General features: G+C 65.6%; 3 protein-coding genes. All 3 read left to right on the forward strand.

From position 1 onward, the window contains the following. On the forward strand, window positions 1-409 hold a 409-nt coding region (locus AC25MA_RS24055), incomplete at its 5' end, for a ShlB/FhaC/HecB family hemolysin secretion/activation protein (protein WP_486972462.1). A 23-nt stretch (window positions 410-432) separates the two neighbouring features. Next, window positions 433-14121 carry a two-partner secretion domain-containing protein gene (locus AC25MA_RS24060; protein WP_486972463.1) on the forward strand — a complete coding sequence of 4563 codons (13689 nt, stop codon included), beginning with the start codon at window positions 433-435 and terminating at the stop codon, window positions 14119-14121. Beyond that, the gene (locus AC25MA_RS24065; RefSeq protein WP_028691534.1) at window positions 14118-14474 is read left to right on the forward strand and encodes a hypothetical protein; all 357 of its coding nucleotides are present in this window, start codon (window positions 14118-14120) and stop codon (window positions 14472-14474) included. The genes AC25MA_RS24060 and AC25MA_RS24065 overlap by 4 nt, the downstream gene beginning before the upstream one ends. The last annotated feature ends 172 nt before the right edge of the window (window positions 14475-14646 follow it).

Genomic DNA, 14646 nt, shown 5'->3' on the forward strand with positions numbered 1-14646 from the left:
CTTCACCAGCCTGGCCACCGGCCAGCGCAGCGAAGACGTATTGTTCAGCCCGCAGCGCATCAGCCTTGGCGGGCTGTCGTCGGTGCGCGGCCTGAAGGATCAGTCGCTGTCCGGCGACAGCGGCGGCTACTGGCGCAACGACCTGCGCTGGACCCGCCCGGTGAACTGGCCGCTGCTGCAACCGCTGGTGGCCGAGTACGGCCTGGGCCTGGGCTACGACCTCGGGGTAATCCGCAACGATCGCTACAACGGCGAGTATCACGGCCGTGCCAGCAGCCATTCGCTGGAGCTGTTCGCCCGCGGCCAGCACATGGCCGCCAGCGTGACCTTCGCCCACAGCCTGGAACGCCCCGACGTGCTGACCGAAAAGGAACGCCCGGTGTATTTCCGCCTGGACTTCTTCATTTGACCGCCTGATTCACGAGACCTGACATGGACGTCCGCCTGTTTGCCTTCCTGGCCCGCCAACGCTCGGCCGAAATTCAGCCCCGTGAGCATTTCTGCGGGTTGCCCAAGCGTGGCCTGGCCTTCCTGCTGGCCAACGCCATGTTCTGGCAGCCGCTGTGGGCGCAAGCCGCCGAAGGCGTGGTGGTCAGCGGGCCGGGCACCAGCCTCGGCCAGGCGGGCAACGGCGTGCCGATCATCAACATCGCCGCGCCCAACGGCAGCGGGCTGTCGCACAACCAGTTCAGCGACTACAACGTCGGCCAGCAGGGGCTGATCCTCAACAACGCCACCGAGCGCACCCAGGCTACCCAGCTGGGCGGGATCATCCTTGGCAACCCGAACCTGCAGGGGGCGGCGGCCAATGTCATCCTCAACGAGGTCAACGGTGCCAACGCCAGCCAGCTGCGCGGCTATACCGAAGTGGCCGGGCATGCGGCCAAGGTCATCGTCGCCAACCCTCACGGTATCACCTGCGATGGCTGCGGCTTCATCAACACGCCCCAGGTGACCCTGAGCACCGGCAAGCCGGTGCTCGATGGCCGTGGCGCGGTCAGCGGCTACCAAGTCGATGGCGGCAGCGTGGCCCTTGAAGGGGCAGGGCTCAATGCCGACAACGTCGAGCGTTTCGACATCATCACCCGTTCGGCGCGCCTGAACGCGCAGTTGCGCGCTCGTGAGCTGAACATCATCACCGGGCGCAACGATGTCGACGCCCAGACCCTGGCCGCGACCCCGCGTGCCGGCAATGCGGCCGATGCGCCGGGCCTGGCTATTGACTCCAGTGCACTGGGCGGCATGTACGCCGGGGCCATTCGCCTGGTGGGCACCGAGGCGGGTGTGGGTGTGCGGCTGGCAGGGAATGTGGCAGCCAGTGGCGGCGATATCCGCCTGGACGCCAACGGTCAACTGAGCCTGGCCCAGGCCAGCGCCAGTGGCACGGTCAAGCTCCAGGCCGCAGGCATGGACCTGCAAGGGCCGGTACACGGCGGCGCTGAGGTGGAGGTGCGCAGCAGCGCTGACCTGACCTCGCGCCAGGACATTACCGCCGGCAGCCGGATCAGCCTTCAGGCCGCTGGCACCCTGGCCAACCTCGGCGTGATCGAGGCAGGGGTGAATGCCGACGGCAGCCGCAATACCGTGGGTGATGTGAGTGTCGCCAGCGGGCAGTTGCTCAACAACGGCAAGAGCATCGTCGCCAGCCGCGACTTGGTCGTCCAGGTGCAAGGGCGCCTGGACAACCGCGGCGGCACCCTCAGCGCCGGGCAGGACAGCCATATCGCTGTCGCCAACCTGGACAACAGTACGCAGGGCAGGGCGCTGGCGGGGCGCAACCAGGTGGTGCAGGCCACCCAGTCGTTGGGCAATCAGGGCGGGCTGGTCAGCGCCGGCCAGAGCCAAAGCATTACTACGCAGACCCTGGACAACCGCAATGGCGAGCTGTCGGCCCAGGCGCGCAACACCCTGCGCGCCAACCAGATGGACAACCAGTACGGCAAGCTGAGTGCCGGCCAGGCGCTGGACATCGCCGTCACCGGGCAGTTGGACAACCGCAGCGGTACCGTCGCAGCCGGGCAGGACCTGCAACTGCAGGCCGCCAGTGTCGACAACCGCAATGCCGGGCGCATCGCCAGCGACGGTCAGGCCACGGCACGCCTTGGCCAGCTCGACCAGCGCGGCGCCGGCCAGTTGCATGGCGTCAAGGCGCTGACCCTTGACATGGCGGACGGTCACCTGGACAACAGCGAAGGCGGCCTGCTCACCACCCCGGGCCAACTGACCCTGCAACGACTGGGGACGGTCAACAACCAGCGCGGTGAGATCTCCGCCGGCCAGGCCTATGCGCTGGTGGCGCGGCAGCTGGACAACAGCTCCGGCAAACTGCTCGGTGGCAACGACCTGCAGGTGCGCATCGCCGGGCAGCTGGCCAATACCGCCGGGCTGATCGCCGGCCACGACCTGGCCTTGAACGCCGCGACCCTGCTCAGCCAGGGCGGCACCCTGCAGGCCCGTGGTGGCTTGCAATTGCAGGTCGCCGGTCAGCTGGACAATAGCCGTGGCAAGTTGCTGGCCGAGCAGGCTTTCGTGCTGCAGGCCGGCAGCCTGGTCAACCTGCAGGGGCACATCGCCGGCAACGGCAGCCTGCTACTGACCAGCAACGGCCTGGATAACCGCCAGGGGCGCATCAGCGCCGCCCAGGGGCTGACTCTGGATCTCTCCCGTGGTCACTGGAACAACGAAGGCGGCACGCTGCAGAGCCCGGGCGCCTTGCTGCTGCGCAACCTGGCCACGGTTGGCAACCGCCGGGGCGAGATCTCCAGCCAGCAGGGCTTCAGCCTGGCTGCCGACAGCCTGGACAACCAGGATGGCAAGCTGCTCTCCGAACAGGCGCTGACCGTGCGCATTGCCCAGGCCCTGGACAATGCCCGGGGGCGCATTGCCGCACAGGCGCTGGATGTTCATGCAAGCCGTCTGGACAACGCTGCCGGAGAACTGGTCAGCAACGCCGGACTGAGCGCGCGCATCGACGCCGAACTGCTCAATCGCGCAGGGCTGATCAGCGCCGGTGGCGCGCTGTCGCTCGTCGGCGCGGGCCTGGACAACAACACTGGCAAGCTCCTGGCCACAGGTGATATCGACCTCGACCTGCAGGCACTGGACAACCGGGCCGGGCAGATCAAGGGCGCGGGGCGCCTGGCGTTCACGGGCCAGCGCCTGGATAACGGCGATGCCGGCGTGCTCGAAAGCACAGGGGCCGTGACGATCACCAGCGAGGTGCTTGTCAACCGCCAGGCTGGTCAACTGCGCAGCGGTGACCTCCTGGTGTTGAAGGCAAAAGAGCTGGACAACAGCCAGGGCGGCCGTATCGCCAGCCACAAGGGGCTGTTGGCCGAGCTTGGGCGCCTGGACCAGCAGGCGGGCGGGCACCTGGTCAGCGATGGCGACCTGACGCTCGACCTGTCGCTCGGCGCATTGGACAACCGCGGCGGCCTGATCCACACCCCTGGGCAGCTGGTGCTTCGGCAACTGGCCGGTGTCGACAACCGTGGTGGCGAGATATCCAGCGCCAGGGGATTCACCCTGGCCGCCCACAGCCTCGACAATGGCGATGGCACGCTGCACAGCGACCAGGCGCTGAAGGTGCTGGTGGAGCATGCCCTGGCCAACGCCCATGGCCTGGTCTCGGCGACCAGCCTGGAGTTGCGTGCCGCCAGCCTGGCCAACCATGGCGGGACCCTGGGTGCCGAGCGGGACCTGAACCTGGACGTCGCCGGCACCGTAGACAACGGCGAGGGCGAAATATCCAGCGGTGGCCTGACCCAGGTGCGTGCCGCGTCCCTGGACAACCGAGGGGGTGAAATCCTCGGCGATGTGGCTACCCACGTGAACATCACCGGGGCCCTGGACAACCGTGCCGGGGTCCTCAGCACCGGCCAGGACCTGCGGGTCGAGGCCGGCAGCCTGGACAACAGCGGCCGTGGCAGCCTGACCAGCGATGGCGCGTTACGGGTCGGCACGGGCGCCTTGCTGAACAACCGCGAGGGTGGGCAGATCCGCGCCAAGGGGCTGATCGACCTGGCGTTCGGGCGTCTGGACAACCACGCCGGCCTGGTCAGCGGCGCCGACCTGCTGACGTTGCGCGGCACCAGTGTCGATAACCAGCAGGGTACCCTGCATGCCGACCGCCAGCTGCAATCGACCGTCGACAGCCTCGACAACCGCAAGGGCCTGTTGCGTGGCAAGGAGGGCCTGACGTTCGCCGGTCGCTACCTGGACAACCGCGAGGGCCTGCTCACCGCCGGTGCCTTGCTGCGCCTGGACGCGAGCGAGGTGAACAATGGCAAGGGCCGTATGGCCAGCCGCGACGAGGTGAGCGCGGATGTCCGTCAGTTGCGTCAGCAAGGCGGCGAATTCGTCGCCGAAGGGCGTCTGACCCTGCGCGGTGATGCGCTCGACAATAGCGGTGGGGGGCTGGTCTCCGGCAACGCGGGGCTCGACCTGCAGGTTGCCGACACCGACAACCGTGGCGGCCGGCTGGCCAGCCTGGCGAGGGTCGACATCGCAGGCGAAAGGCTGGACAACAGCGAAGGCGGCAAGGTGCTGGCGGGCACGCGCCTGGCGCTGGTGCTGGACCGCTTGATCAACCAGAGCAAAGGGCTGCTGTTCGGTCAGCAGGTCGAGCTGCACATGGCACAGCTGGATAACCGGGGTGGGACCATCGGCGCGGGCCAGCATCTGCAGCTTGGCCGGTCCGCCAGCGGCCAGGGCCTAGGTGCGACACTGCTCGACAACCGCACGGGGCGGCTGTACAGCGATGGTAGCCTGGGCCTCGATGGCGCGTCCCTGCTCAACCAGCAAGGCACGCTATCGGCCAAGGGCGACCTGCGCGCCACCGTCGCGCAGGGGCTGAACAACCAGGGCGGCCGCATCGAGACTGACGCCAGCCTGGTGCTGGCCAGTGCCAGCGTCGACAACCGCAACGGCGGTCGACTCACCGCCGAAGCCAACCTGAACCTCGACACCGGCACCCTGGACAATGGCCAGGCGGGTGTTGTACGCAGCGGCGAGCGTCTGCAGCTCACGGCCGGGCAGGTCGGCAACCAGGCCACCGGCAGTATTTCCGCGCGCACGCTCAAAGCCAGTGTCACCAGCCTTGACCAGCAGGGTGGGGAGCTGTTCAGCCTGCAGGGGCTGGAGCTGGACCTGAGTCACGGACGGCTGGACAACAGCGGCGGCCTGATTCGTGGGCCCGGCCCGCTGGTGCTGCGCAACCTCGGCGAGGTGGTCAACCAGCGTGGCGAGATTTCCAGTCTGCAGGCCTACACGTTGCTTGCCGACAGCCTGGACAACACCGACGGCAAACTGCTGGGCGGCGAGCACCTGACCGTGCGCATCGCCCGCCAGCTCGACAACCTACGCGGCCAGGTCAGTGCCCGAGGGCTAGAGCTCAGTGCCGCCGGCTTGAACAACCAAGGCGGATTGCTGGGCAGTCTCGGCGGTTTGCAGCTTCAGGTCGGCGCAGCGTTGGATAACCAAGGTGGCACCGTGCAGGCCGATGGCGATCTCGGCCTTGGCGCTGTCACCGTGCTCAATGCCGAGGGCAAGCTGTCGGCCAAGGGTGACTTGCAGGCACGCCTGGGTGTGCTGGACAACCGGCAAGGCAAGGTCCAGGCCGAGGGAACACTGGCCTTGGAAGCCGACCAGGTCGACAACCGCGAGGCGGGACTGCTGGGGGCAACGGGCGCCCTGGTGCTAAAGGCCGCGACCCTGGTCAACCGCGGCGGAGAGATTAACGGCAAAGGCAGCGTCACGCTTATCGGACAACGTCTGGACAACAGCACCGGAGGCCTGCTGCTGGCCAAGGGCCTGCTGACGCTCGAACAGCGGGTGACCCTCAACCAGCAAGGCTTGATCGGTGCCGGCAGTGTCCACCTGCGCGGTGTCAGCCTGGACAACCGCGGCGGTGAGTTGCGTGGTGACACCGGCCAGGACCTGGAGGTCGAGGGCGACCTGCTCAACGACCAGGGACGCATCACCAGCGAAGGCGGTTTGCGTCTGCTCGGCGCCCTGCTGGGCAACAACGCTGGCCTGTTATCCAGCGCCGGCGATCTGTGGCTAGAAAGCCAGGGGGCGGTGACCAACCGCGGCGGCCAGGTGATAGCCAACGGGCGTCTCGACCTGGCCGGCGCCAGCCTCGACAGCCGGGCCGGCACGATCAGTGCCAAGGATGAGTTGCGCATCGCCACCGGCAATCTCGACAACCAGGAGGGCGGGCGCCTGACCAGTGGCGCCAGCCTGAACCTCGACGCGGCCCGACTGGACAACAGCGGCGGCCGCATCACCAGCCAGCAGGCCCTGGTCGCCAACGTCACCAGCCTGCGTCAGCAGGGCGGCACCCTGTACAGCGCGCAGCGCATCGAGCTGGACCTCGATCACGGCGAGCTGGATAACCAGCAGGGGTTGATCAATACCCCTGGCCAGCTGCTGCTCAAGCGCCTGGCGCGTGTCGACAACCGTGGCGGTGAAATCTCCAGCGCCAGCGCCTTCAGCCTGGCGGCGACCGAGTTGGACAACGGCAACGGTAAACTGCTCGGCCAACAGGGCTTGAGCCTGGTGGTGGAGCGCGCCTTGCTCAACCTCAAGGGGCAGATCGCCGCCGCAGGCGTGGCGCTCAAGGCGGCGAGTCTGGCCAATGCCGGCGGCCACATCAACAGCCGGGGTGACCTGCACCTGGACGTCGCCGGCCTGCTCGGCAACCAGGCCGGCGGCCTGGTGAACGCCCGCCAGCTGCTCGATCTGAACGCCGCCAACCTGGACAACCAGGGCGGTCAGGTGCTGACCGAGCAACGCCTGACAGTGCAGGCCGGCCAAATCGACAACAGCGCCAAGGGCCTGATCAGCAGCAAGGACAGCCTGGTATTGAGCACCGGCCAGTTGCGCAACGATGCCGGCGAGATTTCCGCCAAGGGCGCGCTGCAGGTGCAGGCCAACCGCCTCAGCCAGCAAGGCGGACGCCTGTTGAGCGAGGGTAGCCTGGCCTTGCTGTTCGAGGGGCTGGCCGGTGATCTCGACAACCGTGCGGGGCTGATTCATGGCAAAGGTCCTTTGACCCTGGCCAACCTGCGCGACCTCGACAATCGCCAGGGCGAAATTTCCAGCGCGCAGGGCTTCAGCCTGGGCGCGCGCGTACTCGACAACGGCGCCGGGCGGCTGATCAGTACCGGGCGCCTGACGCTGGGCGCCGACCGGTTGCTCAACCAGGGCGGCCTGGTGTCCGGCAGCCAAGGTCTGGAGGTGAACGCCAGCAGCCTGGACAACCGCAACGGCGGCACGCTCTCCAGCCGGGAGGGCGACCTGACGATCACGCTCGGCGCAGCGCTGGACAACAGCCTGGGCGGCGCGCTGGTCAGCCAGGGCCTGCTCCAGGTCAAGGCGGCCAGCCTCGACAACCGTGGCGGGTTTCTGGCCAGCGCCGCGGCGCAGCACCTGGACCTTGGCAGCGGCACCCTGGACAACCGCCAGGGCGGGCGGATCGACAGCGGGGCGGCGTTCAGCCTGCGCGCCGCCGGCCTGGACAACTCAGGCGGCACGCTGGTCGGGCTGGACACCCTGACACTGGACCTTGCCGGCCAGCTGAGCAACGTCCAGGGCAAGCTGCTCAGCGGCGCGGGCTTGCAGGTGCGGGGCACCACCGTGGTGCTCAACCGGGGAGGACAACTGGTCAGCCAGGCCGGGCTGCGCCTGGCCGGGGCCAGCCTCGACAATAGCGACAAGGGCACGCTGGCCGCCAAGGGCGACGTTCAGCTGGACCTCACGGGCGCCATGCTCAACGACCGTGACGGCCTGATCCACGCCGATGCCGGCAGCCTCGTGGTGCACGCCGCACGCGTGAGCAACCAAGGGGGCGCCGCCCAGGCCAAGAGCGCTGTCACTCTGACCAGCCTCGGCTCGCTGGACAACCAGGGCGGCAAGCTGATCGCGCAGGGTGGCAACCTGCTGCTCGAGGCTGACAGCGTCGACAACCGTGGCGGAGTGCTCGCCAGCCTGCAAGGGCTGCTCGATGCCAAGGTCGGCGGTCTGCTGGGCAATGCCCAGAACGGTATCATTCAGGCGCGCCAGCTCAAGCTGATCGCCCTCGGCGGGCTGGACAACAGCGGTGGCCGCCTGGCCGCCCAGGCCGGCGCCCTGGACGTACGCACCGCCAACCTGAACAACCGCGGTGGCGGCATGTTTGCCCTGGGGCAGTTAGGCATCGACGCCATCGACCTGGACAACGGCGGCAACGGCCAGATCGCCGGCCAGTCCGTGGAGTTCGGGTTGCGTGGCAACCTCATCAACACAGGCGGCATCATCGAGAGCGATAGTCGCCTGGGCTTGAGCGCAGCCGGCCTGAACAACCAGGGCGGCCAACTGCGTACCCTGGGCAGTGCCGGCGGCACGCGCCTACAGTTGACGGGGGCGCTGGACAACCGTGGCGGCGTGCTGGAAATCGCCAACCAGGACCTGAGCCTGCAGTCGGCGGGCTTCCTCAATGCCGGGGGGCGCCTGGTGCATGGTGGGGCCGGCACGTTCGATATTGGCCTGGCCAACCTCGGCGGGGCCGGCGGCGAAATCGTCACCCTTGGCGGCCTGACCCTGAACGCCGCGAGCTGGACCAACAGCAGCGTGATCCAGGCGGCGCGTCTGACGGTCAATGTCGGTGAGCTGGTGCAGACCGGCAGCGGTCAGTTGCTGGCAAGCGAAAGCCTGGTGGGCACGGGCACCAACTGGAGCAACGAGGGCCTGATCGCCAGCAACGGCAGCCTGGCGCTGGCGTTGTCCGGCCGTTACGCCGCGGGCGGTCGCGCGACCAGCCTGGGGGCGCTGTCGCTGGATGCGGGCAGCATCGACCTGGCCAGCGGCGGCACGCTCGCCGGCGCCGGGAATGTGACCCTGGGCGGCGCGGGCAGCCTTGCGGCACTGGGCAACCTGGGCCGCGTCACGGCCGGGCAGACGCTGAAGATCAACGCCGGGCAGTTGCTCAACAGCGGCACGCTGGCAGGCTCGGGCGGCCTGCAGCTGACTGCCAGCGGCATCACCAACCAGGGCGGCGGCTTGATTTTCTCAGGCGCTGCCATGCAAGTGGCCACGGACAACCTGAACAACACCCTGGCGGACCTGTACGGCATCGGCGACATCGCCATCGGCGGCCTGCTGCCGGGTAGCCGGGCGACGCTGATCCGCAACCTGTCGGGGCAGATGCAGAGCCTGGGCAACTTCAGCCTGAATGCGACGCAGGTGGTCAACGAGCGCAACAACTTCAACGTGAACCGGGAGGTCATTTCCTCGGCGCTGGGGATTCGTTGTTACAGCTGCACCGGGCCACGCCAATACGCCAGTACCTATTCAGATCCTTCCCACTACGTGCTGCTGGAGGAGATTCGCACATCGGCGCCATCCGGCTCTGACACGGTGGCTTCCAATATCACCGCTGGGAAAGACCTGATGGTGACAGGTGGTCGGTTCAGCAATAGCAACTCTACAGTGGCAGCCACCGGCAATATTCAAATCACGGTGGACACCTTCGAAAACCAGGGGAGCGCGGTTGGCAACTATACCAGCGCAAAGTATCTCGATGCCCCGGTCAGAACGCAGGAGATGTATGCCTACAACCGCTACAACGATGCCCAATACAACTATGACTTCTGGTTCCTGAACGCCGATGGCCAGGCTTCACGACTGCGTCCGACAAGCTTCAGTTGCTGTGGTCCAGGCCGCGAGCAGCGTCCGTGGTTGCGTTTTGGTTCCGTAGCCATTCAGGTTTCGGCGAAAAGTGATATCTACTACGAGAATTACCTGGCTCCGTCGATGTATGTTCCGGGTATTCGTACTGCATTACCCGCAGGCGCCAGCGGCGCGAATGTCTTTGCCGAGAAGATCATTGCCGGCGAAGCGCCGACCTACCTGCCGGCAATCATCCAGGCCGGTGGCAATGTCTCGATCACGGCCGCCACGCGGTTGAGCAACGGGGTCGAGCAAGCCTGGAACGCACCGGGCGCCAACGCCGGGCGCACGCTGGACACGCGCACGGCCGCCACCTTCACCCGCACGGTGGTGGCGCCGAACCGGCAGTTGCCGCCTGACCTGGCCCAGCGCCAGGTCAACCCGCTGGATCTGCCCGGCTTCAGCCTGCCCACCAGCGGCAATGGCCTGTTCCGCCTGAGCAGCCAGGCCGCCAGCCAGGCCAGCGTGTCGGTGGCCGATCCGGCCCCCGCCAGCTGGACGCTGGGCGGCGCCAGCATCGACCTGCAACAGCGCCAGCAACCGCTGCCGCAGATGCAGGGGCGCGCTGTCGATATCGCGGCGCTGGCGCCGAGCAGCGCCAGCGAGCGTCAACTGGGCGAGCGTCAGCGCCAGGGCATCGACCTGGATACACGGATCGACACCGTCAGGGTCGAGGCGATCGCGGCGGGGCAGGGGCCACAGACGCTGCCAGGCCGCAGCGAACTGGGCGCCGGCCACCAGGCTACTCCTGTACAAGTGGAGGCACCGCGCCTGGCCAGCGGATTGGGCGGTGGCGCCACGATCACGCAACCGGCTCCGGTACTGCCGACGGTCGCGGCTGTCAGCCCAAGCGTGGCCGCCGGCGTTTCCAGCCGGGCCAGCGCGATCAACCCGCAGAGCATCCCCCGGGTGCAGGGCGTACCCGCCGCCACGACCGGCGCCCAGCCGCACAAGTACTTGATCGAAACCGACCCGGTGCTGACCGACCTCAAGCAGTTCATGAGTTCGGATTACCTGCTCGGCAACCTTGGTTACGACCCGGACAAGAGCTGGAAACGCCTGGGCGACGGTTTCTACGAGCAGCGCCTGATCCAGCAGGCGGTCACGGCCCGCACCGGCAAGCGCTACATCGACGGGCAGACCTCCGACGAGGCGCTGTATCGCCACCTGATGGACAACGCGCTGGCCAGCAAGCAGCAATTGAACCTGTCCGTCGGGGTGAGCCTGACGGCAGCGCAAGTGGCGGCACTGACCCACGACATCGTCTGGCTCGAAGAGCACCAGGTGATGGGTGAGAAAGTGCTGGTGCCAGTGTTGTATCTGGCCAACGCCAATGACCGGCTGGCACCCAACGGCGCCCTGATCGAAGGCAAGGACGTGACCCTGATCGCCGGCACCGACCTGATCAACCCCGGTACCGTGCGTGCCAGCAACAACCTGTCGGCCAGCGCGGGCGAGAACCTGGTCAACACCGGGCTGATCGAAGCCGGTGGGCGGGTCGACCTGCTGGCGGGCAACACCCTGTACAACGGTGCCGGCGGCATCATCAAAGGGCGTGACGTCAACCTCTCCACCTTGCTGGGCGACGTGGTCAACGAGCGCACCCAGTCGCAGGAGCAGGGCCGCTACACCACCTGGGCGACCCTGGACAGCGCCGCGCGCATCGAGGCGAGCAACGACCTGTCGATGTCCACCGGTCGCGACATGGTCAACGTCGGCGGCGTGCTGCAGGCCGGCCGCGACCTGGAGATGCGCACGGGCCGTGACCTGCTGATCGGCTCGGCCGAGCAGAGCACCCAGTACCGCAACGGGCGCCAGAGCAGCGAGAGCATCACCCAGTTCGGCTCGCAGGTTACCGCGGGCCGCGACCTGGGCATGTTCGCCGGCCACGACTTCACCGCTGTCGGCAGCGAACTGGAGGCCAAGCGCAACATCACCGTCGATGCCCTCAACGACCTGACCCTGGCCTCCGCGGCCAACGAGGAGCATTTCTACGCCAAGAGCAAAAAAGTCACGCGCCAGGAGGACCATGTCCGCCAGGTGGCGACCGACCTCAAGGCTGGCGGCGATGTCTCGCTCACGGCAGGCGAGGACCTCAGGCTTATCTCCAGCCGCGTCAGCGCGGGCGACGAGGCCTTCCTCTACGCCGGTGACCAGCTCGAACTGCTGGCCGAGACCGACAGCGATTACTCGCTGTACCAGAAAAAGAGCAAGGGCAGCTTCGGCAGCAAGAAGACCAGGCGCGATGAAGTCACCGATGTGCGTCATGTCGGTAGTGAGATCACCAGTGGTGGCGACCTGACCCTCGTCAGTGATGGCGACCAACGCTACCAGGTGGCCAAGCTCACCAGCGGCGACGACCTGACCCTGGAAAGCGGGGGTGACATCACCTTCGAAGGGGTCGAGGACCTGCATCAGGAGAGTCACGAGAAAAGCAAGTCAGACGCTGGCTGGTTCAGCATGAAGGGCAAGGGGCGCACCGACGAGACGTTGCGTCAGAGCGAACTGGTGGCCACGGGCGACGTCGCGATCTCTGCCGTAGGCAGCATTCGTGCCGATGTACGTCAGGTCAATCAGCAGACGGTGCGCGAGTCCATTGATGCAATGGTCAAGGCCGATCCCAAGCTGGCTTGGCTTAAGGAACTGGAGGAGCAAGGCGGCGTCGACTGGCGCCAGGTCCAGGAGGTGCACACAAGCTTCAAATACGCCAACTCGGGCCTTGGTCCGGCAGCGCAGATGGTGATCGCCATCCTGATGACGGTGATGCTCGGACCTGCGGGTGCGGGCTTGTCCGGTATGCAGTTGGCCGGTGCTGCGAGCCTGGCCACTACCGGTGCGGTCGGCACGATCAACAACAAGGGAGATCTTGGCGCAGGCCTGAAGGCTGTCGCCAGCAAGGACGGCCTGACCAACGCCGCGATCGCCACGATCACGGCTGGCATAGCCGATCATTACCTTGGCGACATGACCATGACCAAGCAGGTCAATGGCAAGACGGTTGTCGACCTCGGCTCGATGGAGGCCATTGGTCACTTTGCCGGACAGCAACTGATCAGCAACACATCGGCCGCCTTGGTCGCCAAGGCCTTCGGACGCGATGTCACGCTCGCGGGCATACTCCAGTCGACGATCTACAACTCCTTGGCAGCGGTGTCCTTCGATCAGGTTGGCAACCTCAACCTCAAGACTGGCAGCCCGGAAAAGATCGCCCTGCATGCCCTGGTCGGCGGCTTTATCGCCGAAGCGTCGGGCAGCGACTTCGCCGTCGGAGCCATGGCAGCGGGGGTAAACGAAGCGTTCGCCAATCAGTTGCGACGCATGGCGACGGCGATGAATCCGAAGCAGCGCGACTATCTGATGCTGATGTCTTCGCAGTTGCTGGGCGTGGTGGCGGCGGCAGCAGTTGATGGCGGTAATGCCGGCAGTCTTCAGGCCGGCAGCTGGGTGGCGGGCAATGCCACGCAGTACAACAACCTCAGCCACAACGACATGCCGGACTTCGTGGACGACATGAACATCTGTGGTCTTGACGAGGGATGCCAGAAAAAGCTGTGGGTTGCCAACGAGCACAAGCTCAAGAGCGAGGAGAACTTCGAGTGGGCCAAGGAAACCGGAGGCGTGGTCCGCGCCCGGGACCTGATGGGGCAGATCGCCTCCGGCTTGGCGGACCTGGAAAAACTCAACTGCCTGACGCCGACCTGTACTGAGTTCAAGGAGGTGTTGACCGAACGCGCGGTACTGAGCCTCGAAAAGCTGGCGGATGTCTCCGGGCAATGGGCGCCGATGCTCAACATGATTGCCATGTTGCCTATCGGGCAGCGCATCAATGGACTGCGCCCGCCAGGAGTTTCGGGGGGCGCGCTGGATTCGCCGAGGGTTCAGGCTGCAATCGAGCGGATGGCGCAATCCAGAGCAGGCGTGATTGATCCGCGTAACCCGCTGTCAAAGGATGATATAACGCGTAATGGGGAGCGATTGGTTGTCAACCAAGGCCCTAATCCAACTTGCGGTCATAATTCATGCGGTATGGTGTTGGACACCTTGGGTAAGAAAGTTGATATAGACAGCCTCATACAGAAATTGAAGCCGCAAAAGGACGGGATCTATCCCCATGATGTCGCGTCGCTCCTGCGAAGCGAGGGTGTTCCCGCCCAGGCTTTCGGTAGCCGGAACGTTGCTGACCTTGAGCGGTATACCACCTCAGGAACGCCTGTTATTGCACGGATTGTTGACAACACGAACGGCACGCGGTTTTCTCATTTTGTTGTGGTGGACGGTGTTACCACGAGAAACGGCGTTGCGGTGGTAGCGGTACGCGACCCGCATGGTGTTCAATATTTCAGCCCAGTGAAAACGTTTGAGAAGAATTTCTCTGGTGACGTTGTCGTGCCAAGGAGCGCGTTGAAAAAATGATTTTGACGATTCGTTTTGAGAAAGACCTTATAAGTCAAAGGCTGCTGGAGTTGCGGTATCTTCCTTGCCTCTGTAGAGTTTCGGAGACTTTTGAAGTGGAGTTTTTCGATCCTTTGCCAGTCGCCAGCGGAACGGTGACGGAATGGGAGAGAGCGGCACTCGAACAGCGGGTTATCCCAGGGACAGGTGGAGAGTACTCTCACTATGCGCTCTCAGAAATCAGCTTGGCACTACTTGAGGAAGATCGTTACTTAATAGTCGATCTGAAAATGTTTCATCGGTATTTTGGTTGGTGTGAGGTCCTAAAGGACGGCGCTTACGTAACGCCGGGAAATTTTTGGGATGAGGAATGAATCTCATGGAGAATAAATCTTTCGCCTTTGTGTATCGCCTTTGGGCGAGGAAAAATTGGCAGATTTAGGAGGATGACGGATTTATTTTTCTGCTCTAATTTCTGCTGTTGTGTAGTCAATGCGAGGCCTTGTGCTTAAGGCATCGATGAGGGCGTCGAACGCTGGCGCGGGG

The sequence above is a fragment of the Pseudomonas sp. P65(2024) genome (assembly GCF_057480955.1).

Excerpts from the sequence above, each read along its gene's own strand:
- AC25MA_RS24060 (WP_486972463.1), top strand. The coding sequence starts at position 433 with ATGGACGTCCGCCTGTTTGCCTTCCTGGCCCGCCAACGCTCGGCCGAA.
- AC25MA_RS24065 (WP_028691534.1), top strand. The coding sequence starts at position 14,118 with ATGATTTTGACGATTCGTTTTGAGAAAGACCTTATAAGTCAAAGGCTG.